The sequence below is a fragment of the Blastocatellia bacterium genome, from assembly GCA_035275065.1.
Taxonomy (GTDB): Bacteria; Acidobacteriota; Blastocatellia; order UBA7656; family UBA7656; genus DATENM01.
This window is the reverse complement of record DATENM010000087.1, coordinates 117514-141028: the sequence shown is the minus strand read 5'-3', so window position 1 is coordinate 141028 and position 23515 is coordinate 117514. Positions and strand designations below refer to the sequence as shown.

Below are 23515 nucleotides of genomic sequence, written 5' to 3'. Positions count from 1 at the left end.
TCCAGCAATTCTGTGCTCAATCATGCATGCGCAAAGTCGCCGGAAAACAGGTCACCCACGAAGGAATTTTGCAGACGAAAGGCGTGATATAATCCTCGCGTGAACCGGCAGGCAGGCATCTATATTCACATCCCGTTCTGTGCGCGCAAATGCACCTACTGCGCTTTTAACACGACCGATTTTTTTGAAGACCTGGCGGCGCGCTACGTTGACGCGGTGCGGCGCGAGGTTCTCGCCTGGGGCGAGCGGCTGGCGGAAAGTAATCCGCATCGCATGGCCGTTGATACCATCTATTTCGGCGGCGGCACGCCTTCAATCATCGAAGCCGAGCAATTGGCTGCGCTGGTTGCCGCCTGCCGCGAGAGCTTCGCGGTCGCACCCACAGCCGAGGTGACGATTGAAATCAACCCGGCGACCTTTACGCGCCAGAAGGTCGAAGGCTGGCTGGCCGCAGGCATCAACCGCGCCAGCGTCGGCGTGCAATCATTCATTGACGAAGAGCTTGCGCGCCTGTCGCGCACACACACGGCAATGGAGGCTCGGCTGACGGTCGCTGCTTTGCGCGAGGCCGGCTTTGAAAATATCAGCCTCGACCTGATTGCCGGATTACCTGAACAATCGCTCGCCGACTGGCGCTTCAACCTCGATGAAGCCCTGCGCCTCGACCCCGAGCACCTGTCGCTTTACCTGCTCGAAGTCAAGGAAGGCACGCAGCTTTATGCGCAGCTCAAGCGCGGCCAGCGCCCGCAGCCCGATGACGACACGGCAGCCGAGATGTATCGCATGATCTGTGCGGCCACGCGCCGCGCCGGCTATGAGCAGTACGAGATATCGAACTTCGCTCGGCTTGAGCCTGAGCCGTGGAAAGGCATGGGGAGCGCGCCGTCGCGGTTCCGCTCGCAGCACAATATGAAATACTGGACGGGCGCGACGTTCTACGGCATGGGATGCGGCGCGCACGCTTATGACGGGCGGGCGCGCTGGGTCAACATCTTGAAGGCCGACGCTTACATTGCGGCGATTGCCGAGCGCGGCCAGGCGATTGCCGAGCGGCACGAGCTTTCAGCCGAAGACCGCGCCGCCGAAGCGTTGTTTATGGGTTTGCGGCTCAACGAAGGTGTCGCGCTTCAGGCGTTTCGCGACGAGTACGGACTGGACGTGCTGGAGCGCTTCGGCGATGAATTGCCGCGACTCACTGATGCCGACTTGATTCAAATCGCTGAAGGGCGCATGATGCTGACGGACAAAGGCCGCTTGCTATCTAACGAAGTTTTCGTATCATTGATATAATCGCCGGAGCAAGCAGCGACTAAGGATGTGGCGCGGGGCCTGTGGGCTTGCGCGCAAGCTTAACGAAGAACGCGGGATATTCACCCGCGCACCATGGATGATTGAAGCGCGCTGGCTTACCCGCCGTGCGCCGTGAAACGGTGGAGATTCCGATGAAGGGATTCAACGTTCGAGCCGTTTTCGCTCTTTGCCTGACCCTGGTCGTGGTGGCGGATCTCTACGCCCAGAGCGGGCGGTTGCGCAAGCAAGCGCCGGTGCGCCAACACGCCACGGAGGACGACAATGATGCCGTGCGTCTGCGTGTCGAAGAAGTGCTGCTGGCGGTCAACGTGCGCAACGCCTTCGGCCACCTGCCTGTCGATTTAAAGCGCACCGACTTCATCGTCACCGAAGACGGCAAGCGCCACGAAGTCAACGACGTCTTGCGCACGCCGGCCAACATCCTCTTCATCCTCGACACCAGCGGCGAGCATACCGTCAAGAATATCAACCTGCATCGCGAGCTGGCCTTGAAGATGATCGAGGCGCTCGGCGCCGAAGACCGCGCGGCCATCATCTCGTACGGCGACACCATTCAGTTGCTGTCGGCCTGGACCGGTAACAAAACGGCTCTGCGCCAGGCGCTCGAATGGAAGTTCAAGCCGGGCATCGAGTCCGACTTTTATAACAGCATCATCTATGGCTGCGACAAGGTGTTGTCGAAAGTGCCGGGCCGCCGCAGCATCGTCCTGCTCACCGACGGCATTGATTCATACGAAAAGCCGGTTGCCGAAGGCGCGACGTTGATGTTCGAGCAGGCATTGGCCGCGCTGCATCGCGCCCGCGCGACCATTTACGTTGCCGGGCAGAACGAGATATTGCTGAAAGCCCTCAAGCCCGACGCCTTTAACGCGCTCTCCTGGTACGAGCGGCTCGACCCCCTACAGCGCAAAAAGATTGACCGCCTGCGCCGTTACTACCGCCAGCTCGAAGCCTCCGAGCTTTCGCTAAAAGGGCTGGCTGAAGAGACCGGCGGCATGGCCTGGATGCCGGAATCGCGCGACGCCTTTACAGGCATGAGCAACCGCATGGTCGAAGAGATCGGCACCGAATGTGTGATCGCCTATTCGACCGAGCGGGCGGCGGATGACGCCAGTTTTCATTCGATCAAAGTCTACGGCACGCGCGCCGATATCTCGATCCGCTTCCGCCGTGGCATCTACGCCAACAGCGTCGCAGACAAAATGCGCCTGGGGTTGTCTGACCTGCCCGATTGGCTCGACGTGCGGCCAGACGCAGACATATTCCGCGCCGCCGGGTTGTAGCGACCACCCGCCAGTTACTTGTTTATGAACCGAGTTAAAAGTGGGGAAGATGAAGCGACCGTAAGGTTCAGTGTGATCTTTGCGCCTGCGAGTGGGCACAATTAGGAAGCTTTATTTTCGAGCGCTTCGATGCGTTCTAATAATTCATCTTGCTCGGCACGCCGCCCTAGAAAATCGTTAGCGAGATAGGCCATTTTGCGCTCTGTGTTGCGGAAGCCCCGCTCCACCTCTTTGCGCAGGTTGGCGATTCCGGTGTCAACAGCCTCGAATCGTTGATTCATATCGGTTCGCAGTTTCGCTATCTCGTCGCCGACGGCAGTGAACCGCTGATCTACGTCCGTTCGCAGTTCGCCGATGCTACTGGCAACCGCGTTGATGCGTTCCAACACCGTTTCCAGAGTTGGCTTGGTTGTCAGGTCGTCTGGTGTTTGATCGTTGCTCATATGGCCTCACTTTCCACAAGCATTGTCGCTCACTCAGCCGCAAATTACTATACGTCACTTGTTGGTTTTAAGGTAGGGGAATAATAACCCCGGCTCGCCGTTCAAGCCGCACATTGCGCTGTTCGTGGCACCGCACCATCCCTTCATGACAAAAGCGTAGACGCATGGCGGATGGCATGTGACAATTTTACTTCAGGCAACGTCTTTATCCACAGCGGCTGTGCCCACGCTATACAATCGCAGGAAAACATTGAATGGAACAAACACCCTCTGCCGGGCGTCTAAGAGGACGGCGGTTGAGCGAGACGACAAGCCGAACCCTCCCCGACGGATTTAAGATTTTGACTCATACAAACCTACGCACCATTATTGTATTGCTTGGCGCGCTGGCGTCATTCGCCGGCGCTTTTACCGTCGCTTACGCACAGGCCGCGCCTGCATCCGTTATCGCGGCTATTGCCCCAGAGAAAGAAGCCAAAAAGGTCGAACGTAAGAGGCACGATGATAGCAAGCCTGCCAAGGATGAAACGAAGCCGGCAGCATCCGGCCCGTCCGCTTCATTGCTGCCGCCCGAAAAGGCCGGCCCCATCGTCGTGCCGCATTTCGACAGCGCGCCGGTGATCGACGGCAAGCTCGACGACGACATCTGGAAAAAAGCCGTCCTGCTGCGCGACTTTTACCAGTTTCAGCCCGGCGATAACGTTGCGCCGACGGCGCCCACCGAAGTTCGCATCGGCTATGACGCACACTTTCTCTACTTCGCCTTTCATTGCTACGACGACCCGCTGAAGGTGCGCGCCACCGTCGCCCGCCGCGATCAGATATTCAGCGAAGACAACGTGCTGATTTTCCTCGACACCTTCAACGACAAGCGCAAAGCCTACATGCTCAGCTTCAACCCTTTCGGCGTCCAGGCCGACGGCGTTTACACCGAAGGCAGCGAAACCGACATGAACGTGGACATCGTCATGGAGTCGAAAGGCGCGCTCACCGACGATGGCTACATCGTTGAAGTCGCGGTGCCGTTCAAGTCGCTGCGTTACGAGGCGGGCAACGGCAAGCTGTGGGGCATTCACGTCTGGCGGCGAATCGCCCGGCAAGACAACGAGATGGATTCGTGGGTGCCGATCTCGCGCGACAAGGTCAGCCGGCTTGAGCAGGAAGGCCACCTGACGGGCCTCGATAACCTGGCGACCGAGCGCGCGCTGGAGATCATCCCGACGATCACCTTTTCCGAAACCGGACGCCGCGCGCCCGTCTACCCGCTATCTTTTACCGCCAATAATCCCGGCGTCGTCGATAACGGCCGCTTCGTCAACAATCCGGTCAAGGCCGACCCCGGCATCAGCGTCAAGCTTGGCCTGACTTCGAACATCACGCTCGACTTCACAGCCAACCCGGACTTCGCGCAGGTCGAAGCCGACCAGCCGGTGATTACCGCCAACCAGCGCTTCCCGATCTTCTTTGCCGAAAAGCGCCCGTTCTTCCTCGAAGGCATCGACATCTTTCAGACGCCGATCCAAGCCGTTCACACGCGCTCGATCATCGATCCCGATTATGCGGTCAAGCTGACGGGCAAGACCGGGCGGAATTCTTTCGGATTGCTGCTGGCCTCGGATAATGCGCCGGGCAACTTCTCTGAAGAAGAGCGCAATGACCCGGCGACGCGCGCCGCCATCGAGCCATTCCTCGACAAGAACGCCACCGTCGGCGTGCTGCGCTTCAAGCGCGACGTAGGCCGCGAATCGTCGCTCGGCATGATTGCCACGAGCTATAACTTCATCGAACAGCACAACCAGTTGGCCGGCTTTGATGGGCGTTTCAAGCTCGACCCGAAGACCATCTTTAGCTTCCAGGCGCTCGGCACCACCTCGCGGCATCACTTCTATGACGCCGCGCTTGACGAAGACCGCTACCGCACAGGCAATGGCCTCGGCTATAGCTGGAACCTCGACTACACCGGGCGACACTTCGGCTATACGTTGATGGGCGAGGGCCGCACGCGTGATTACCGCGCCGATGTCGGCTTTGTCGAGCGCACGAACACCAACTCGAATGGCGCGTTTTTCCGTGTCAGCAACGACCCCAAGCAGAATGCGCGGCTGGTGTCGTGGCGCGTCTTCGGCTTCAACTTCATCAACTATGATTTTCAAGGCCGCTCGCAGAGCCTCACACAAGGCATCCGGGGCAACCTGCAATTCACCCGGCAGACCTGGGTGAACTTCGGCTATTCGCGATCATATGAACGGCTGCTCGAAGAAGAGTTCGGACCGCAGCGCACGTTTACGCGCGCCGGCGCGTTCGCGGGCGATTCGGAGCGTTCAACCGTCGGCCAGGCTTTATCTGTGAGCGTCGGGACCAACCCGACGAAAAAGCTCGAGGTCGTCGGTTTCATTGGCCGCCGGTGGAACATTTTCGATTACGACTTCGGAGCCGGGCCGCGTTACTCGCGCGTCAGCCCTGCGGCCTTGCTCGATCCGAGCGCGCCACTCGATCCCGGCCCGGCCAACGGCGTGGATATGCAATTTGGCGCAACCGTCAAACCGACCAGCGCGCTGTCGCTGTCGCTCAATTACTCGCGCAGCAGCCTGCGACGCAATGCCACCGGGCGCACCGTCTTTGTCGATAACATCTCGTCATTCCGCTCGACCTATCAGTTCACGCGCTTCCTGTTTGCGCGAGCGCGGCTCGATTATGATTCGCTGGCATCAAGCGTGCGCGGTCAATACCTGTTCGGCTGGACGCCGAACCCGGGGACGAGCTTTTATGTCGGCTACAACGACGACATGAATTATGACGGCTTCAACCCTTATTCCGGCCTGCCCGAGCCGGGCTTTCGGCGCAACAGCCGCACCTTTTTCATCAAAACCTCATACCTGTTCCGCCGTAGCATCTAAGCGTGGCCCGGCGATAACACTATTCATTGCCGAACGTCTTAATGGGTGAGACCGGCGCGGGCCACGCCCTGCCATCTTTTTTGCAACCTTTTACGGTGCCGTGCCACTCACTGAAGAACTTGAGGCGGAATTATGTCGCCCGAACGCCCTGCATTGCTGCACCTGCCAGAGGTGCGCCAAACGTAATCAGGGCGAAGGCGGTTAAGCCCAGATTATTTATCGAGCGCGCGAAGGCCCAGCGCCGCGCTCCCTGCGGAAGGAGTGAATAGATGAGCGCGAACGATCAACCGCTGATCAAGCTCGAAGGCGTGACCAAAGTCTTTCTCACCGACGAAGTCGAAACCCATGCGCTGTCGGGCATTCACCTGGAAATCGAGCGCGGCGAATATATCTCAATTGCCGGACCCTCGGGATGCGGCAAGTCTACTTTGCTATCGATTCTCGGTCTCCTCGACTCGCCTTCCGAAGGCGGCTACTGGCTCGGCGGCAAGCCGGTTGCCGATCTGCCCTTGTCTGAGCGCGCCCGCATCCGCAACCGCGAAGTCGGTTTCATCTTTCAAAGTTTCAACCTCATCGGCGACCTCTCGGTTTACGAGAATGTCGAGCTGCCGCTCACCTATCGCGGCATGCGCGCCAATGAGCGCCGCGACCGCGTGCGCGCGGCGCTTGAGCGTGTCGGCATGGCGCACCGCGCCAAGCACCTGCCCAGCCAGCTCTCCGGCGGTCAGCAGCAGCGCGTCGCCGTCGCCCGCGCCGTCGCCGGCGACCCGCTCATCCTGCTCGCAGACGAGCCTACGGGGAACCTCGATTCGGTCAATGGCGAAGCGGTCATGGAACTGCTCAGCGAATTGCACCAGCAGGGCGCGACCATCTGCATGGTGACGCACGACCAGCGCTATGCCTCGCACGCCGACCGCACCGTGCATGTGTTCGACGGCCTGGTCGTGGACGAAGAGAAGACCGCCCCGCCCGTAACCGTCTAGCGGCTGCGCCGCAAGGCAAAAGGCAAAAGTAAAAAGGCAAAAGGGCAGCAGGGGATTAAATAAATAGCTTCAGGCTATCTATTAATCCGGCTCCGCCACTTTTGCCTTTTTACTTTTGCCTTTTGCCTTTCTTATAATCCTCGCATGACCACGGCACTCGTTTACGATGCGGCGTCGCGTCTGCACAAGACCGGCCATCACCCCGAAAATTCCAGGCGCTTCGATGTAATCCTTGAGGCGCTGGAAAATGATCAAGCGCTCTGGCAGCGCCTGGCCCGGCTGGCGCCGCGCGAGGCCGGCGACGCGGAGATCGCGCGCTGTCACAGCGAGCGCTTAATCGAGCAGATTCGTAAGCTCTGCGAACGTGGCGTACCTTACATTGACCTCGACACGGTGATCAGCGAGCAATCATTTGAAGTGGCGCGGCTGGCGGCGGGCGCGGTTCTTGTCGGCATCGATCAGGTGTTCGGCGGCACAGCACAGAACGCCTTTGCGCTGGTGCGTCCGCCCGGCCATCACGCGACGCCGAGCCGGGCGATGGGCTTCTGTTTATTCAACAACGCGGCGATTGGCGCGCGTTACGCGCAGACCGCCTACGGTGCCGAGCGCGTCTTGATCATCGATTGGGACGTGCATCATGGAAACGGCACACAGGACATCTTCTACAGTGACCCGACGGTCTATTATTTCTCGACGCATCAATACCCGTATTATCCCGGCACCGGCGCGGCGACCGAGCGCGGCGAAGGGCGCGGCCAGGACACCACGCTCAATGTGCCGCTACGCGAAGGCACTTCGGCGCGCGATCACCGGCAAGCGTTCAGCGACGCCTTGCGGGCGATTGAGGCGCGCTTCCCGCCCGATCTTATCCTCATCTCTGCCGGCTTCGATTCGCGGCGCGGCGACCCACTGGGCGGCCTGCTGTTAGAAGACGCTGACTTTCGCGAGATGACCAAAGAGGTGATGGGCATGGCCGAGCGCCACGGTCACAGCCGCGTCGTTTCGGTGCTCGAAGGTGGTTACAATCTGGATACGCTCGGCGAGACGGTCAGAACGCACGTTGCCGCATTGTCGGCATGAAGTCGCTTGTCATGTGGCGCAAGCTAACAGCTTGCGCCACATCCTACTGCGCCTTGTACCACGCCACCGTGCGCCGCAAGCCTTCATCAAAATCCACTTTGACGCGGTAGCCGAAAGCCTCGGCAGCCGCATCTATTGAAGCTTGCGAATCGCGCACGTCACCGCGGCGGGCGGCTTCGTGAAGTGGCTCGACGGCGCTGCCGATGATCCCCTTCAGCCTCGCCAGCACGTCGAGCAATGTGTAACGTCCGCCACAGGCGACATTGAAGGCGCGGCCCGCGATGCCTTCGGCCTCCGACGCCAGCAAATTCGCTTCGACGACGTTCTCGACAAAAGTAAAATCGCGCGACTGCTGACCATCGCCATAGATTACCGGTTGGCGGCCTTCGAACAAGGCAGTGACAAAGCGCGGGATCACCGCCGCGTATTGCGACTCAGGGTCCTGGCGCGGCCCGAAGATGTTGAAGTAACGCAGCGCCACCGCCTCAAATCCATAGACTTTATTGAAGACGCTGATGTATTGCTCGCCCGTGAGCTTTGACAGCGCATAGGGCGAGAGCGGCTGCGGCGTGATCCCTTCATGCTTGGGCAGCGTCGGCGTGTCGCCGTAGACCGACGAGCTGGATGCCGAAACCACTCGCCGTACGCCCGCGTCGCGCGCCGCGAGCAAGACGTTCAAGGTGCCGTTGATGTTGACCTCGTGCGTGCTCAAGGGGTCGGCCACCGAGCGCGGCACCGAGCCGAGCGCGGCTTCGTGAAACACGATATCAACGCCGCGCATCGCATCAGCCACGGTGCGCGCGTCGCGGATGTCGCCGCGTATCACCTCGACGTTATCCTTGAACGGTTCGAGGTTCGCTGCTTTGCCGGCGAAAAAATTATCGAGCACGCGCACGCCCTGGCCCTCTTGAACCAGTCGCTCGCAGAGGTGGCTGCCGATGAAGCCCGCGCCGCCGGTGATCAGATAAAGTCGTTTGCTCATTATTTCTTGATCAGGAAATTGCCGATGGTCAGGCAATCGATGCCGGAACAATAAAAGCCGCGCACGGCTTCGCGCGGCGTTGACACCACCGGCTCGCCGAAGAGGTTGAATGAGGTGTTCAGTAAGACGGGCACGCCCGTCGCTTCGCCGAACTTCGTCAGCAGCTTCCAGAACGCCGGGTTGGTCTTACGATTGACGCTGTGGACGCGCACCAGGTCGTTGCCGAAGACCGCCGCGGGAATCAACGCCCGCTTGTCCTCGCGAATGCGGCTGATCCCTTGCAGGAACTCGGTCAGCGCGCTCGGCTCGAAGAATTCGGCGGCGCGCTCTTCCGGCACGGAGGCCGAAAACGGGCGATAATCTTCGCGGCGCTTGATGTAGACGTTCAGGTTGTCGCGCATCATCTCGGAAACCGGCGACGCCAGAATGCTGCGCGCGCCCAGCGCCCGCGGCCCGAACTCCATCGCGCCGCGAAACCAGCCGGTGATGTGGCCTTGAGCCAGCAGGCGAGCGGCTTCGGCAATCAGCTTGTCTTCGGTCAGAAAGTATTCGTAAGCCAGCTTACAGTTATCCAGCACACTCTTGATCTCGTCGTCGGTGGTTTGCGGGCCTAGGAAAGCGTGCTCCATGCGGTAGAGGCGCTCGCGATTGCCGAGCATCTGGTGATGGACGTAAAGCGCCGCGCCCAGCGATGCGCCGGCGTTGCCTGCCGCCGGCTGCACGAAGATTCGCGTGAAGCCGGCGCGGCGTTCGAGCGCCGCGTTGGCCAGGCTATTCAGCGCCACGCCGCCCGCCAGACAAAGACTGTCTTCGCCGGTCGCCTCGCGATGGCGCGCGGCAATGTCGCAGAGCGCCTCTTCGAGGCGCGCTTGCAGGCTGGCGGCAAGGTCACGATGGGTGCCGGTCAGCGCCTCGTTTCGAGCCCGCGGCTTGATCCCGGCGCGCTCAAAAAACTTTTCCGATAGCGCCGCGATGCCGCGCGCATCAATACTGAAGAACTCCTGGTTGAGCAATGGCAGGCCGCTCGGGTCAACCGCGAGCAGATCGTTGAAGAGATCATTGAAGCGATTCTCGCCGGTCGGCGCCAGCCACATGGTCTTGTGCCAGTCGCCTTCGTAATCGAAGCCGAGCGCCGCGGTGACCGCGTTATAGACGAGGCCGAGCGAGTTGGGGAATTGCGCTTCGGCGTTGAGCCGCAGCTCGTGGCCGGTGCCGGTCATCAAGGCAGTCGTCGTCATATCGCCGCGATGGTCGGCGGAGATGACAGCGGCTCGCTCAAAGCCGGAAGCGTAGAAGCTGCTCGCGCCATGCGCCAGGTGATGCGGCACGGCGATGAACTTCCCTTTCGCGGACAGGCGCGATTCGATCATCCGCCGAGTGCGCAGCCGCTGCTTCAGCTCGTTAAGACTGTCAACGAAGTAAGGCGGGAAGTCTTCGATGGCATCGGCGTCGAGCGCATGTGTGGCGCGCGTCGAGCTGAAAGCAATCTCTCGATGAAACTGCTTATAAGGCTCGAGGTAATAGGCGATGTAATCGAGCTGGTCGTAGGTGATGCCGGCGCGCTCCAGGCAGAACTGAATGGCGCGCTCCGGCAGGCCGCCGGCGTAATTCATGCCGATGTGGCGAATGCGCGCCAGTTTTTCTTCTTCGATGGCGGCAACGACGCGCCCCTTCCGCACCAGCGCCGCCGCCGCGTCGCGCTCCTGTCCCGATAGTCCGAGTATGTTCATTAAAGCGCTTCCGTCCTTAATCTGAACCTATACGATAACCATCAGCGGGCAAGCTTTTCAAGGCAGCCATCACGCAGGCGCTTTGCGCCTCAAGCAAGCTCGGCGGCTTTCAAGCCGGCTTTTAAGGCGATGGCGAGCAGCAGCAAGACGGCAGCGGTCAACAGCAACGACAGCGCCGAGCCGAACGGTTGATTGAGTTGCGCGAACTGGTTCTGAATCAGATTGCCGACCATGATCGATTTGGCGCCGCCCAGCAGGTCGGGCGTGATGAACGCGCCGAGCGACGGGATGAAGACCAGCACGATGCCTGCGACAAGTCCGGGGCGCGACAGCGGCAGCGTCACTTTTACAAATGTCCAGAAGCGATTGGCGCCGAGGTCTTGCGCCGCTTCGAGCAAACGTGTGTCCAGGCGTTCGAGCGCCACATAGATCGGCAGAATCATAAACGGCAGCTCGCCATAGACCTGCCCGACCAGCACCGCGAAGTCGTTATATAGCAATTTCAGCGGCTCGTGAATCAGTCCCGCGTGCAGCAGCAATGAATTGATGACGCCTTCGCTGCGCAGCAACAGCATCCATGCATAGGTGCGAATCAAGAAACTTGTCCAGAAGGGAATCACCGTCAGCACGAGCAGCAATCGTTTCCAACGCTGCCCGGCGCGCAACGCCAGATAATAAGCCACAGGGTAACTGGCAATCAGGCAGAGCGCCGTCGTTGCCGTCGCGATCCAGACCGTGCGCCAGTAAGCGCGCAGGTAGAGCGGGTCTATGGCGCGCAGGAAATTGGCAGGTGACAAATCGTAGATGGTTTTGCCATACGGGCCGCGCGTCGCCAGGCTGACGATCACGACGATGACGAGCGGCGCAATCAAGAACAGCAGCAGCCAGCCGGCGGCAGGCAGCATCAACCAGCCGCCGCGCCGTTTTGTGTTGGTTGCGTTCGATTGCATTTTTCGATTTGCTATGGCCTGGGAGCGCGGGCGTCTCGCCCGCAACTTCGCGCATGCGCAAGACGGGCGGGCAAGATGCCCGCGCTCCCAGGCTACACCCGATTGAACACCGCATCATCAACCGCATCAGCCGCGAAGGATCACGGCGCTGGCCGGTTCCCAACTGACCGCGACCGATTGGCCGATGCGCGCCTGCGAAGAATCGAACGGCTGTTGATTCTGCTCAAGCGCGGTGATGGCTTGCCCGCCGTCTAGCAGGACGCGCCATTGCGTGCTTTCGCCGAGATAGACCGCCGACTCGATGCGCCCGCCGAGCGCGCCCGCTGCGCCATCCTTCGACAGCTTGATCTTTTCAGGCCGCACCATCAGGCGGACGCGGTCGCCCGCGGCCACCTCGTCACCTTGAACCGTGACCGGCGCATCATTGATGTTGACGATGGAAAGGCCGTCGCGCACTTCCGCGACCGTGCCTTCAATGATGTTCGAGATGCCGATGAAGCCGGCGACGAATTCGCTGACGGGGCGCTCGTAAATCTCTTCGGCGCGACCGATCTGCTCGACGTGTCCCGCATTCATCACGACGATGCGGTCGCTCATCGTCAGGGCTTCTTCTTGATCGTGAGTGACGTAGATAAAGCTGATGCCGAGTCGCCGCTGCAAGCCTTTCAGCTCAAGCTGCATCTGTTTGCGCAGTTTCAAATCGAGCGCCGCTAACGGCTCATCGAGCAGCAGCACGCGCGGCTCAAGCACCAGCGCGCGGGCCAGCGCGACGCGCTGCTGTTGGCCGCCGGACAGCTCGGCAGGTGTGCGCTCATCCAATCCGCTCAGGCGAACCATCTCCAGAGCGTCGTGGGCGCGGCGGCGGATTTCATCTTTCGCCACGCGCCGGCGTTGCAGCCCGAAGGCCACATTGTCAAAGACGTTCATGTGCGGGAAGAGGGCGTACTGTTGGAAGACCGTGGTCACATCGCGACGGTAAGGCGGCAGGTCAGTAACGTCGCGCCCACCCAGGCGCACGCGCCCGCTGTCGGGCATGGCAAAGCCGGCGATCATTCTAAGCAGCGTCGTCTTGCCGCAACCCGACGGGCCGAGCAGGGTCAGGAATTCGCCGCGCCGGATGCCGAGGGTTACCGCGTCAACCGCCGTCAGGTCGCCAAAGCGCCGCGTGACGTTGTCGAGCTCCACCTCATAAGCGTCGTCCATCTTTGCCGCGCCGCCGCCTCCAATCTATCCGCCGAGCAGTTCAACCAGCGCTTGCTCGTCCAGCACCTTGATGCCAAGCTCACCCGCGCGGTCGAGCTTCGAGCCGGGGTCTTCGCCGGCGACCACATAATCTGTCTTCTTAGTTACAGAGCCGGTGACGCGCCCGCCGCGCTGCTCGATCATCTGCTTTGCCTCGTCGCGTGTGAAGCGCGTCAGCCTGCCGGTCAGCACAAACTGTTTGCCTTCGAGCTGGCGATTCGTCGGCGCGTCTTGTTGCTGGCGCGCGGGCTTGACGCCGGCGGCTTTCAAGCGCGCGATCAATTCGCGGTTGCGCGGCTCGGCGAACCATTCGGCAATCGCCGCCGCGACGACCGGGCCGATCTCAAAGATGCTCGCCAGGCGTTCCTGGCTGGCGTTCATCACTTCATCGAGCGAGGCAAACTCGTTGGCAAGAATCTGCGCCGTGCGCTCGCCGACGTGGCGAATGCCCAGGCCGTAGATCAAGCGCGCCAGATCGTTGTTGCGGCTCTCGCTGATCTGTCGCAGCAGATTGTCGGCAGATTTTTCGCCGAAGCGTTCGAGCGCGATCAAATCATCACGGTTCTTCTCAAGGTGATATAGGTCGGCGAAGTCGCGCACCAGCGGCGGTCGCTTCTCAGGCTCGCCCTGTTCGTTGAACAGTGTCTCGCCCTTCTTGTCTTTCTTCGTGCCTTCGGAGATGAGCTGATCGATCAAGGCTTCGCCCAAGCCTTCGATGCGCATGGCGCGGCGCGAAGCGAACTGCTTCAATCCGGCCTTGAGCCGCGCGGGGCAAGCGGCGTTGACGCAGCGCCACGCGGCTTCGCCTTCGCTGCGCACCACCGGCTCGTTGCAAACCGGGCAGGTGGCCGGCATGCGGAATTCGCGCAGCTCACGATTGCGGCCCTGGCGTTTTGATTCGATGACCTTGATGACCTGCGGAATGATCTCGCCGCTCTTTTCGATCAAGACATAATCGCCGATCATCACGCCGAGCCGCTTGATGTTGTCTTCGTTGTGCAGCGAAGCACGAGATACAGTGGTGCCGGCGAGCAGCACCGGTTCGAGCTCGGCCACGGGCGTCAGCGTGCCGACGCGCCCGACCTGCACCGTAATGTCATTGAGCCGGGTCGTCGCCTGGCGCGGCGGGTACTTGTAGGCGACGGCCCAGCGCGGCGCTTTCGCCGTCGAGCCAAGCTCTTCCTGCAAGTCTACGCGGTTGACCTTGATGACGACGCCGTCAATCTCGTAGCCGAGCGCGTCACGCTGCTCGCCCCACTTTTCAATCTCGGCGATCACCGCCTCGATGGATGGGCAGAGGCGACGCAGCGGGTTGACCTTAAAGCCGGCGCGCGCCAACCAACCGAGCGCCTGCCAGTGGGTCGCGAACGGCTTGCGGCCATCAAACAACAGGTCATAGCAAAAGATGTCGAGGCGGCGTTCGGCGGCGACGCGCGCGTCGAGCGATTTCATCGTGCCGCTCGTCGCGTTGCGCGGGTTCGCGAACAGCGGCAAGCCCTTCTCGGCCTGCTCGTCGTTGAGCTTGCGAAAGGCGTCGTTGGGTAGAAAGACTTCGCCGCGCACGATGATCTCTTGTGGCATCACGCCCGCCGCAAGCGGCTCGCCGGGGCTCGCGCCAAAGTCGAACAGCGATGCCTGGTCGGCAGCTCTCGCCGCGCCTTTGCGCTTTTGCGATGCCGTTGGCTCGTCCGGCTCAAGCGGCGCGAAAGCCTCGGGGCGCAGTCGCAGCGGCAGCGAGCGGATGGTGCGGACGTTCTGCGTCACGTCATCGCCGACGACGCCATCGCCGCGTGTCACCCCGCGCGTCAGTGCGCCCTGCTCGTAGAGCAAAGACATGCTGATGCCGTCAATCTTCAGCTCGGCGACGTATTCGATCTCGTCGCGCCCCGCGCCGCGCCGCGCCCGCGCGCCCCATTCTTTAAGCTCTTCGACCGAATAGGTGTTGTCGAGCGAGCGCATCGGCACGCGGTGGCGGATTTCCGCGAAGCTCTCGACGGGACGACCCGCGACGCGTTGGGTTGGTGAATCGGGCGTGACCAGTTCCGCGTGCGCGGCCTCAAGCTCGCCGAGCCGCTTTAGCAACTGGTCGTATTCGTAATCGCTGATCTCCGGGTCGCTGTGAACGTAGTAGCGCTCGTCGTGATAGCGCAACTGTTCGCGCAACCGCCTAATCTCTTCTTGTGCGCTCGCTCTCTTGCTCGCCATTCAACCTTAACTCGTGGCGCTTTCGATCCACTCAAACAGGCTCATTGTCGCTTCGTCTTTGACGCGCCGTCGGCTGCTTGACGGCTTACGCGGCGGCGCGGCCTGCATGACCGGGAGCGGATGCAGATGCTCTGCGTCAATACCTTGCTGCCGCAGGTGCGCCGCAAATGTGTGGTCGCCGTAAAGCGTATACACTTTCTTTGCGCCCGACGCAATGGCGTAGTGTTCCAGGTCGTCAAAGCCCGCGTGATCCGACAGCGGCAGCACCACGTCGGTTTGATAACGGTAGCGCGCCCGCGCGTCCAGTCCCCAGCCGCTCAAGTAGATGGTGTATGGCCTTTCGATCAACTGCATCGCCCTGCCATTGCGCGCCCCCGGCGGCGCCAGCACCACCAGGCCGTCCGTGTCGCTGCAATCGAGCGGGCGATAATCGCCTTCAAATTCAATTCCCATCTCGCGGTAAATATCAACGATGGCCATGATCGAATGATGCACGGCGACCGAATAGCCGCTGCGCAGCAGAATCTTCAGCGCCTCCTGGCTCTTGCCCAGCGAATAGCCGAAGACCACCGGCTGCAAGCCAGCTTTGAAGGCTTCGTCTACGTGCTCGCAGAGCAAGCGGTGGACGTGCGCGTCGTCTGGGAAGACGAAGTGCGGTTGGCCGAAGGTGCATTCGGTGATCAGCGTGTCGCACGGCACGATCTCAGGCGCTTCGCACGATAGCCCTGTGCGCAGCTTGAAGTCGCCGGTGTAGACGATGCGCTCGCCATCGTATTCGATCAAGGTTTGCGCCGAGCCGAGAACATGGCCCGCCGGGTAAAAGGTCAGCTTGAAGTTGCCGAAGTCGCGCGTTTCATAAAAGTCGAGCAGCAGGGCGTCCGTGCGCTTGATGCGGTGCTCGAAGATGCGCGCCGTCGCCGGCGTGGCGATGATGCTCTGGTGATGCTGAATGTGATCGGCGTGCCCGTGCGAGATGACCGATAACTGGCAGCGCCGCCGCGCGTCCATCCACAGGTCAATCTCAGGCAGATAAATTCCCCTATCGTATACGACTTTCAAAATCTACTCCTTCATGCTTGAAGTAATATTATATCAGATATGCGGAGACGGATGTGGCGCGGCGCGGCGCGGCGTGGCTGTGATAGAATCGCTCTGGAGGCAAGAGATGAGCGATAAGATCAAGGTCTATCAAAAGCCGACCTGCACGACTTGCCGGAAGACGCTGGGCCGCCTGAAAGAATGCGGCGTCGAGTTCGAGGCGGTCAATTATTACGAGACGCCGCTTGCGGAGCCGGAACTGCGCGCGCTGATTGATAAGCTCGGCATCCCGCCGCGCGAGCTGCTGCGCAAGGGCGAAACGATTTATCGCGAGCTTGAGCTAGGCAAGCGCGACGTGTCAGATGACGAGTTGATCCGCCTGATGGTCGCGCACCCCGACCTGATGCAGCGCCCCATCGTCGTGCGCGGCGACAAAGCGGTGCTGGCGCGCCCGGTTGAGAATCTCGACACCCTGCTTTGAGCCGGCTGCTTAAAAAAAAATCACCGGGCTGCAAGATTTTTTGCAGCAATCGGCCTGTATTCGTCGTCTAACATGAATGAGAGGGCACAGAAACCCCGAAGCGGTTCTTTCAACAACTGAGGAGAAGACGATGTCACTACTTGCTTTTTTGAGAAATCACGCGCATTACTGGGGCGTTCCGCACCCGCGCGCCCTGGATAACCGATTGGTGCAAACCTGTTACGAATGCGGCGCCGAGCGCGAAATCAAAATCGAGCTGCGGCCCGCGCCCGATAATCAGATCAGCCTGCCGATCACCGACGATCACATCGCTGCGTAAGCATAAAAATAAAGCGAGGCTGCCTATGACAGCCTCGCCGCTTACACCCCTGTTTTCACCTCACCTTAAATGACTCAATCCATCACCTACGCGCCTGACGCTTCGGAGACCATGCCGGCGCGCTTCGCATAAGCTGCGCCGCAAGCCGCGCAGGTTGCGGCTTCGTCTTTTTGTGCGTCGCGCGTGAGCGGCAGCTTGATGCCACACTGGCACATCCAACCGGCAAGGCGTCCGGGGTTGCCGACGATCAACGCAAAGTCCGGCACGTCGCGGGTGACGACCGCGCCCGCGCCGATGAACGCAAAGCGCCCGACGGTGTGGCCGCAAACCACCGTCGCGTTCGCGCCTATCGAAGCACCGCGCTTGACCAGCGTCGTGCGGTACTCGTCTTTGCGCGACACGTGGCTGCGCGGGTTGACGACGTTGGTAAAAACCATCGAAGGCCCGCAGAAGACATCGTCTTCCAGAATGACGCCGGTGTAGACCGAGACGTTGTTTTGAATCTTGACGTTGTCGCCAATCGTCACCTGCGGCGAGATGACGACATTCTGGCCGATGTTGCAGCGACGGCCAATGCGCGAATTGCTCATGACGTGCGAGAAGTGCCAGATTTTCGTGCCTTCGCCGATCTCGCACGGCTCGTCAACATAACTCGATTCGTGAACGAAATAATCTTTTGCCATTCAGCCTCGCATCTCTTTTCTCGCCATCACGTCGACCGGCTGTCCGCCTGTGGCGAGCGAGCGTTCGGCGGCGTCTAGCACACGCAGGACGCGCAGGCCGCTTTCGCCGTCGGTGATGGCGCGCTCGCGGGTTTCGATTGATCTGAGAAACTGCTCGCACTGGCGGCGCAGCGGCTCGCCGGCTTCGAGCTGAACGGCTGTGCCGCCATGATTGCGCATCACCGGCTCGCCGTTAACGATCTCGACGCCTTGGTCATAGATCACCAGCTTGTCCGTCTGGCGCACGTCATCAAAGACCGCCATCTTCTTCGAGCCGATGACCACCAGCCGCTGCTCTTTGTGCGGGTGCAGCCAACTAACGAAGATGTGCGCGCGCACCCCGGAAGCGAACTCCATATTGGTGACCGTGACGTCGGCAATCTTCGGTTGCAGGTAAGCGCCGCCGGTGGCCGCCACACGCGTCGGCCACGCGCCGACCAGGCGCAGAATGATCGCGATGTCGTGCGGCGCGAAGCTCCAGAGAATGTTCTCTTCGCGGCGCACCTTGCCGAGGTTCAAGCGGTTCGAATAGATGTAGCGCAGCTCGCCGAGCTCGCCCGAAGCGATCAACTGGCGCAACCGCAGCACCGCGGTGTGGTATTCCAGCAGGTGACCAACCATCAGAATGGCGCCGCGCGCGTTGGCCAGCTCGACCAGCGCTTCGCCCTCTGCGACGTCGAGGGTCAGCGGCTTTTCGACCAGCACATCTTTGCCGGCTTCGATAGCCCGCCGCGCCAGTCGGTAATGCGTCTCGGCGGGCGTCGCAATGACGACGCCGCGAATGTTCGGGTCTTCGAGCGCGGCGTTCAAATCCGGCTCGATACGCGCTTCAGGAAATTTCTCGCGGATGCGCGCCAGCGACGGCGCGTAGGTGTCGCAGACCAGGCCGAGCGCCCCCATCTCATAAAAATTGCGAACGTGATTGATGCCCCAGTAGCCCGCGCCGACAACCGCGACGCGCCGGGGCGTTGATGGATTCATTATTCCCTTTCATTGGTTCGTGCGATTCGGGTCATCGATGCCGAACAGATCACGGTAAGCCACCGCCGACGCCGAGATCATCCACGGCAGGGTGACGAACAATCCGACGAAACACCCGGCAATGCCCGCGCCGCTGATGGCCGTAAAGACCAGCCCGACGACCCACCACATCAGCGCGTCGCGTGAGAAGACCATTCGCCCGACTTCGTTGATTGCGCTGCCGACGTCGGGCCGGCGCTCAAGCAAGTAAGAGGTGGTCAAGCCGGTCATCAGCGTCAGAAAAGGCCAGAGGACGAGACTGATTAAGCCTGAAAAAGGCCCGTTGCTGCTCAGGCCCGACGCCCCCAAATAGATCAGCCCGAAGATTAGGAAGGCCAGAAAGGCTGGCCAGAAGCGCCCTTGCCAGTTGAACAGGTCGCTGATTTCCGGGCGCTCCTGGCGCATGGTCTTGAACGCCATGCGGAACAATCCCATCAGCAGCGGCCCGGCCAGGATGCCGACCGTCGCAAAGCCGAGGCCGAAGGAGATGGCGGTAGCGACAGACATCAACAGCCAGTTCTGTGAATAGATTTTCCAGCCGCCCGACAACCAATCGCCCAGGCGAATGTTTGATTGCCCCGCCTGCGCCGGCGGATAGTATGCCGGCGGCTGTGGCGGCACCGCGAAGCCCTGGGGCGGCAGATAGGCGGCGCCGGTCTGCGCGGTCGGCCCGGTCGGCGTCGGGTTGATGCCTTGCGTGTAGGGTCCTTCAGGCGTGTATGGCCCTTCGCGCCTCGGTTTTTGCTGCGACGCCAGTATCCAGGCCGACGCGTCCGCGCCTTTGAGGTGCTGTGGCATGCCGCACTGGCGGCAGAACTTCTCGCCCTCAGCCGTTTGTCTTCCGCAATTTGGACACCAGCTCGCCATGCGCGTCGCTCCGTTCTCCTCTCTCAACGCTCTATGCTATGACATTGTTGCGCGAACCTTCAACCGTTGACGGGCGGGGCAATCGTTACAGTGCGGTCACCGGCGACGACGCGTCCGATCTGATAGTGCGCTTCGCCAAGCGTGGCGAAATGCGCGCCGACGCGCGCGGCGTCGGCTTCGGCAACGACGATGACCATGCCGACTCCCATATTGAACGTGCGGTACATCTCGCGCTCCGGCACGTTGCCCAACCGTTCGAGCAGCCTGTAGACGGGCAGCACGGGCCAGCTTCCCGCCTGAATCTCGACCGCTGTGCCGGCAGGCAGAATGCGCGGGATGTTTTCGAGCAAGCCGCCGCCGGTGATGTGCGCCAGCCCCTTGATGATTTGCTGGCCGAGCAGGCCGTCGAGCGCGCCAAGATAACTGCGATGCGGCTTCAACAACTCTTCAGCCGCCGTCGTCCCCAACTCTTCAATCAAGGCATCGGGTTGGTAGCCGGCGACTTCAAACATCAGCTTGCGCGCCAGGCTGTAGCCGTTCGTGTGCAAGCCGACCGAAGGCAGCCCCAGCAGCACATCGCCCGGCTGGATGCGTTTGCCGTCAATGATGTGCGGTCGGTCAACGACGCCGACGATGAAGCCGGCGATGTCGTATTCGCCGTCGGCGTAAAAGCCCGGCATCTCGGCGGTCTCGCCGCCGAGCAAAGCGCAGCCGGCTTCACGGCAACCGCGCGCCAGCCCTTCGATGACCGCGGCGATCACATCGGGGACGAGCTTGCCCGCCGCGACATAGTCCAAGAAGAAGAGCGGCCGCGCGCCCTGCACCAGAATGTCGTTGACGCAGTGGCAGACCAGATCGTAGCCGACCGTATTGTGCGTGCCGGTCATAAAGGCAACGCGCAGCTTGGTGCCGACGCCATCGGCTGAAGCCACCAGCACAGGCTCGGCCATGCCGCCGAAGCCGGCGCGGAACATGCCGCCGAACGAGCCGATCTCGGTCAGCACCTGCGGCGTGAAGGTGGAAGCGGCCAGCCGCTTGATGCGGTCTACGGCCTCGTTGGCCGCGTCAATATTGACGCCGGCGTCGCGATAACTGATGCTGTCGCCCATACTATTTCTCTGCAACATGCTTGATGGTGACGGTCAGTTCGGGATGTTTGGCACTGCCCGCCGTGATGATGTCGCGCACGGCTTCAATGGTTGATTTGCTGAAATTGGCGGCCGGCGGGGCATCACCTTCGATGTGCAGCGTGACGAACAACTGAATGCCTTTGCGCATCTTCTCAGGCGCATCGCCCCAGACTTCGAGCGTTTCGCCGTTGCGCTGCACGGTCGGGACACTTGCATCCTTCGCGGGCTGCTCTGGTTTGTCGTCGGCCATAATCTCTCCTTGATTAGCGAAGACTGTCGAGCGAAACCCACCCGCCGTTCTGCTCGACTTCGATCTTCGTGACCGGATGAATCTCCCAGATCGTACCACGAGTCTTGCCGATCTGGTCGGGATGCTCAGGGTCCATCATCAGCCAGCCGCTGATGCGCACCCGTTGATCGTTGCGCGCAATGCGCCCGAGCCCGTCGGTCGTCCAGGCCGGGTGCTTCGAGCGCAGTCGCGGCGACACTTCGACGACAATCGCGTTGGTGCGCTCCTCGTTGGCATTCTTGGTCAGCCAGACATGAAAGTCCACCTGATCGTCCTGAACGCCGTGACAGTTGCACGACTCCTCGCCCTCTTTCTTGCTGCGCGCCAGGAAGCCTTCGACGGAGATCGGTATCCCCTCGTAACGGGCGATGGCTTCGGTGTCGGCAGCGGCCCAGCGGTCGCGGTCTTTGCGCTCAACCGCTTTCGGCCAGGGCAACTGCACGACGCTGTCGAAGGGCACGCTGAAATATTCGCCGGCCTCGTCGACGCGGTTCTTCAAGCGGTTGAGCGCCGGGTCGCCGCCATCGCCTTCGGGCGGACAGCCTTTGTAGACGACCTCTTTGGGCGTCGGCTTGTTGGCCATTTCGGGGAAGCCGCCGCGCGGCACGCCAGCCGTCGGCCCGGCGGGCGGCGTGCTGGATTTCGGCGCGCGACGAATGACGCGGTAAACCGCAAAAGCCAGCGCCAGCAGAATCGCGATGACAACCAATGCTTGCTTGTTGGTCCTGCCGGTTTCGCCTGAGTTGATTTTCTTCATGTTCACCTGTCGTTTGGATGATTGGCGGCGGCATGGCGGGAAATGTCTCGTAGCTGTAGGTCGTCGGGGAGAGGTGCTGAGCAAAATAAAATTGCCGCCCCGGCGCAGAGACACAGCGGGTGTAAGGGGAAGCGCTGCGTCTGCGGTGCCGTTGTGGCAATTGCATGATCAAATCACGCCGTCGATTTTTTATCTTCGCCGGTCTCAGGAGCGGGGCCAGAAGGCGTCTTGCAGCAACGCGCCCTCTTCGCGCTCGGTCTTGGTGCGCGCCGCCGGAGTGACCGGAATCGGGTAACGGTTGGTATAGCACGCCACACAATGACGATTGCCAAAGGGATCGCCGGCGGCGCGCAGCAACCCTTCGAGGCTGAGATAGCCGAGCGTGTCGGCGCCGATGAATTCAGCGATCTCCTCGACGCTGAGGTTGGCGCCGATCAGCTCTTCGCGCGTCGGCGTGTCAACGCCGAAGAAACATGGCGCGATGGTCGGCGGGCAACTGATACGGACATGAACTTCGCGCGCTCCGGCTTGCCGAACCATCTGCACGATCTTCTTCGAAGTCGTGCCGCGGACAATCGAATCATCGATCAGCACGACCTTCTGCCCTTCGATCAGGTCGCGCACAGGGTTGAGCTTCACCTTGACGCCGAAGTGGCGGATCGATTGTTTCGGCTCGATGAAGGTGCGCCCGACGTAATGGTTGCGCATCAGCCCGAAGCGGAATTTCAGTCCCGACTCCGACGCATAGCCGATGGCCGCCGCGACGCCCGAATCGGGCACCGGGACGACGATGTCGGCGTTCGCCGGATGCTCGCGCGCCAGCTCGCGGCCCATCTTGTGGCGGCTCTTGTTGACCGAGGTGCCGAAGACGATTGAATCGGGCCGCGAAAAATAGACGTGCTCAAAGATGCAATGCGTCGGCTTCGCCTTCGGCAGCGGAAACGACGAATGCAAGCCCTCGCGGTCAATCACCAGAATCTCGCCCGGCTGCACATCGCGCAGATAGACGGCATCGATCAAATCGAAGGCACAAGTTTCGGAAGCGACGACGTAGGAATCACCGAGCTGGCCCAGGCAGAGCGGGCGAAAGCCGCGCGGGTCGCGCACGGCAATCAGCGCGTCTTTGGTCAGGAAGAGCATCGAGTAAGCGCCTTCGATCTCGATGAAGGTTTCGACGATGGCGCCGACCAGTTCTTGGGCGCGCGAGCGGGCGATCTTGTGCAGGACGACTTCGGTATCCGAGGTCGAAGAGAAGATGGCGCCGTCAAGCTCAAGCTCGGCGCGCACTTGCGGCGCGTAGGGCAAGTTGCCGTTATGACAGAGGGCGATCTGGCCGCGGTAGCCGTCAACCAGGAAAGGCTGCGCCTCGCGTATGCTGACGCTGCCGGCGGTCGAGTAGCGCACGTGGCCGATGGCCGATGGCCCCGGCAGACGCGACAGTTGGTCCTGAGTGAATATTTCGCTGACATAACCCATGCCGCGCGTCTGGTGCAAACGTTCGCCATCCGACGACACGATGCCGGCGGATTCCTGGCCGCGATGCTGCAAGGCGTACAATCCCAGGTAAGCCATGCGCGACGCTTCGTCATGGTTGAAGATACCAAATACGCCGCACTCGTCCTTGAATTTATCCATCATCTTGGGGTTCCTCGGGGGTAAGCTCTATTGTATCGTCATTCGCTCAAGCGAATCAATCCACAAAGCTACAGGCGCGTTGGTCAAGTCGCAGAAGTTTGCTAATCTTCTGGGGGTGATCCGCCGATCACCCATCGGGCCGCCGCGCCCG

General features: G+C 61.2%; 21 protein-coding genes. 7 read left to right on the top strand and 14 right to left on the bottom strand.

Annotation, left to right across the window (positions count from 1 at the left end):
* Positions 1-99 precede the first annotated feature (99 nt).
* Entirely contained in the window at positions 100-1290 is a 1191-nt protein-coding gene (gene hemW / locus VJ464_20635; GenBank protein ID HKQ07544.1) for a radical SAM family heme chaperone HemW, read from the top strand.
* A gap of 152 nt (positions 1291-1442) precedes the next feature.
* Positions 1443-2594 (top strand): VWA domain-containing protein, encoded by a 1152-nt coding sequence (locus VJ464_20630; protein HKQ07543.1) that lies wholly within the window; start codon positions 1443-1445, stop codon positions 2592-2594.
* Positions 2595-2695: 101 nt separating this feature from the next.
* Here VJ464_20630 and VJ464_20625 read toward each other — a convergent pair whose 3' ends face one another.
* Positions 2696-3037 (bottom strand): hypothetical protein, encoded by a 342-nt coding sequence (locus VJ464_20625; GenBank protein HKQ07542.1) that lies wholly within the window; start codon positions 3035-3037, stop codon positions 2696-2698.
* A gap of 341 nt (positions 3038-3378) precedes the next feature.
* Here VJ464_20625 and VJ464_20620 point away from each other — a divergent pair, with 341 nt between their 5' ends.
* The 3 genes from VJ464_20620 to VJ464_20610 all read left to right on the top strand — a co-directional run bounded on the left by VJ464_20620 (position 3379) and on the right by VJ464_20610 (position 7997).
* The gene (locus tag VJ464_20620; GenBank protein HKQ07541.1) at positions 3379-5934 is read left to right on the top strand and encodes a sugar-binding protein; all 2556 of its coding nucleotides are present in this window, start codon (positions 3379-3381) and stop codon (positions 5932-5934) included.
* 269 nt (positions 5935-6203) lie between these two features.
* Positions 6204-6917 carry an ABC transporter ATP-binding protein gene (locus VJ464_20615; GenBank protein ID HKQ07540.1) on the top strand — a complete coding sequence of 238 codons (714 nt, stop codon included), beginning with the start codon at positions 6204-6206 and terminating at the stop codon, positions 6915-6917.
* A gap of 144 nt (positions 6918-7061) precedes the next feature.
* A complete protein-coding gene (locus tag VJ464_20610; GenBank protein ID HKQ07539.1) occupies positions 7062-7997 on the top strand; it encodes a histone deacetylase in 936 nt (311 codons plus the stop codon).
* A gap of 43 nt (positions 7998-8040) precedes the next feature.
* Here VJ464_20610 and VJ464_20605 read toward each other — a convergent pair whose 3' ends face one another.
* From VJ464_20605 to VJ464_20580, 6 genes are all read right to left on the bottom strand, one after another.
* A complete protein-coding gene (locus tag VJ464_20605) occupies positions 8041-8979 on the bottom strand; it encodes an SDR family oxidoreductase (protein ID HKQ07538.1) in 939 nt (312 codons plus the stop codon).
* Entirely contained in the window at positions 8979-10709 is a 1731-nt protein-coding gene (locus tag VJ464_20600) for a carbamoyltransferase C-terminal domain-containing protein (GenBank protein HKQ07537.1), read from the bottom strand. Before VJ464_20600 ends, VJ464_20605 begins: the two co-directional genes overlap by 1 nt.
* Positions 10710-10798: 89 nt before the next feature.
* Positions 10799-11659, bottom strand: a complete 861-nt coding sequence (locus VJ464_20595) for an ABC transporter permease (GenBank protein HKQ07536.1) — start codon at positions 11657-11659, stop codon at positions 10799-10801.
* Between the two features lie 126 nt (positions 11660-11785).
* The gene (locus VJ464_20590; GenBank protein HKQ07535.1) at positions 11786-12862 is read right to left on the bottom strand and encodes an ABC transporter ATP-binding protein; all 1077 of its coding nucleotides are present in this window, start codon (positions 12860-12862) and stop codon (positions 11786-11788) included.
* 24 nt (positions 12863-12886) lie between these two features.
* A complete protein-coding gene (ligA, locus tag VJ464_20585; GenBank protein ID HKQ07534.1) occupies positions 12887-15106 on the bottom strand; it encodes an NAD-dependent DNA ligase LigA in 2220 nt (739 codons plus the stop codon).
* A gap of 6 nt (positions 15107-15112) precedes the next feature.
* Positions 15113-16165 (bottom strand): MBL fold metallo-hydrolase, encoded by a 1053-nt coding sequence (locus tag VJ464_20580; GenBank protein ID HKQ07533.1) that lies wholly within the window; start codon positions 16163-16165, stop codon positions 15113-15115.
* Between the two features lie 106 nt (positions 16166-16271).
* Here VJ464_20580 and arsC point away from each other — a divergent pair, with 106 nt between their 5' ends.
* Both arsC and VJ464_20570 read left to right on the top strand, forming a co-directional pair.
* Positions 16272-16625 (top strand): arsenate reductase (glutaredoxin), encoded by a 354-nt coding sequence (gene arsC, locus VJ464_20575; protein ID HKQ07532.1) that lies wholly within the window; start codon positions 16272-16274, stop codon positions 16623-16625.
* A 130-nt stretch (positions 16626-16755) separates the two neighbouring features.
* On the top strand, positions 16756-16944 hold the full coding sequence (locus tag VJ464_20570) for a hypothetical protein (GenBank protein HKQ07531.1): 189 nt from the start codon (positions 16756-16758) through the stop codon (positions 16942-16944).
* Positions 16945-17030: 86 nt separating this feature from the next.
* Here the strand turns inward: VJ464_20570 and VJ464_20565 are convergent, their stop codons facing one another.
* The 7 genes from VJ464_20565 to purF form a co-directional block, all read right to left on the bottom strand.
* Positions 17031-17627: an acyltransferase gene (locus VJ464_20565; protein ID HKQ07530.1), complete on the bottom strand. Its 597-nt coding sequence runs from the start codon at positions 17625-17627 to the stop codon at positions 17031-17033.
* A complete protein-coding gene (locus tag VJ464_20560; protein ID HKQ07529.1) occupies positions 17628-18647 on the bottom strand; it encodes a Gfo/Idh/MocA family oxidoreductase in 1020 nt (339 codons plus the stop codon).
* 9 nt (positions 18648-18656) lie between these two features.
* Complete coding sequence (locus VJ464_20555) at positions 18657-19484, bottom strand: hypothetical protein (GenBank protein HKQ07528.1); 828 nt, start codon at positions 19482-19484, stop codon at positions 18657-18659.
* Between the two features lie 128 nt (positions 19485-19612).
* Positions 19613-20662 carry a phosphoribosylformylglycinamidine cyclo-ligase gene (gene purM, locus VJ464_20550; protein HKQ07527.1) on the bottom strand — a complete coding sequence of 350 codons (1050 nt, stop codon included), beginning with the start codon at positions 20660-20662 and terminating at the stop codon, positions 19613-19615.
* Between the two features lies 1 nt (position 20663).
* Positions 20664-20933, bottom strand: coding sequence for a hypothetical protein (locus tag VJ464_20545; protein HKQ07526.1), 270 nt, complete (start codon positions 20931-20933; stop codon positions 20664-20666).
* A 13-nt stretch (positions 20934-20946) separates the two neighbouring features.
* On the bottom strand, positions 20947-21729 hold the full coding sequence (locus tag VJ464_20540) for a hypothetical protein (GenBank protein HKQ07525.1): 783 nt from the start codon (positions 21727-21729) through the stop codon (positions 20947-20949).
* A gap of 204 nt (positions 21730-21933) precedes the next feature.
* Positions 21934-23367, bottom strand: coding sequence for an amidophosphoribosyltransferase (gene purF / locus VJ464_20535; GenBank protein HKQ07524.1), 1434 nt, complete (start codon positions 23365-23367; stop codon positions 21934-21936).
* Between the last annotated feature and the right edge of the window lie 148 nt (positions 23368-23515).

What these genes read in the sequence shown, in the direction of transcription:
- VJ464_20570 (HKQ07531.1), top strand. Translation starts at nt 16,756, where the DNA reads ATGTCACTACTTGCTTTTTTGAGAAATCACGCGCATTACTGGGGCGTT.
- VJ464_20595 (HKQ07536.1), bottom strand. Translation starts at nt 11,659, where the DNA reads ATGCAATCGAACGCAACCAACACAAAACGGCGCGGCGGCTGGTTGATG.
- VJ464_20545 (HKQ07526.1), bottom strand. Translation starts at nt 20,933, where the DNA reads ATGGCCGACGACAAACCAGAGCAGCCCGCGAAGGATGCAAGTGTCCCG.
- VJ464_20600 (HKQ07537.1), bottom strand. Translation starts at nt 10,709, where the DNA reads ATGAACATACTCGGACTATCGGGACAGGAGCGCGACGCGGCGGCGGCG.
- VJ464_20605 (HKQ07538.1), bottom strand. Translation starts at nt 8,979, where the DNA reads ATGAGCAAACGACTTTATCTGATCACCGGCGGCGCGGGCTTCATCGGC.
- VJ464_20540 (HKQ07525.1), bottom strand. Translation starts at nt 21,729, where the DNA reads ATGAAGAAAATCAACTCAGGCGAAACCGGCAGGACCAACAAGCAAGCA.
- VJ464_20630 (HKQ07543.1), top strand. Translation starts at nt 1,443, where the DNA reads ATGAAGGGATTCAACGTTCGAGCCGTTTTCGCTCTTTGCCTGACCCTG.
- arsC (HKQ07532.1), top strand. Translation starts at nt 16,272, where the DNA reads ATGAGCGATAAGATCAAGGTCTATCAAAAGCCGACCTGCACGACTTGC.
- VJ464_20590 (HKQ07535.1), bottom strand. Translation starts at nt 12,862, where the DNA reads ATGGACGACGCTTATGAGGTGGAGCTCGACAACGTCACGCGGCGCTTT.
- VJ464_20615 (HKQ07540.1), top strand. Translation starts at nt 6,204, where the DNA reads ATGAGCGCGAACGATCAACCGCTGATCAAGCTCGAAGGCGTGACCAAA.
- VJ464_20625 (HKQ07542.1), bottom strand. Translation starts at nt 3,037, where the DNA reads ATGAGCAACGATCAAACACCAGACGACCTGACAACCAAGCCAACTCTG.
- VJ464_20560 (HKQ07529.1), bottom strand. Translation starts at nt 18,647, where the DNA reads ATGAATCCATCAACGCCCCGGCGCGTCGCGGTTGTCGGCGCGGGCTAC.
- purF (HKQ07524.1), bottom strand. Translation starts at nt 23,367, where the DNA reads ATGATGGATAAATTCAAGGACGAGTGCGGCGTATTTGGTATCTTCAAC.
- VJ464_20565 (HKQ07530.1), bottom strand. Translation starts at nt 17,627, where the DNA reads ATGGCAAAAGATTATTTCGTTCACGAATCGAGTTATGTTGACGAGCCG.
- VJ464_20555 (HKQ07528.1), bottom strand. Translation starts at nt 19,484, where the DNA reads ATGCCACAGCACCTCAAAGGCGCGGACGCGTCGGCCTGGATACTGGCG.
- VJ464_20610 (HKQ07539.1), top strand. Translation starts at nt 7,062, where the DNA reads ATGACCACGGCACTCGTTTACGATGCGGCGTCGCGTCTGCACAAGACC.
- purM (HKQ07527.1), bottom strand. Translation starts at nt 20,662, where the DNA reads ATGGGCGACAGCATCAGTTATCGCGACGCCGGCGTCAATATTGACGCG.
- ligA (HKQ07534.1), bottom strand. Translation starts at nt 15,106, where the DNA reads ATGGCGAGCAAGAGAGCGAGCGCACAAGAAGAGATTAGGCGGTTGCGC.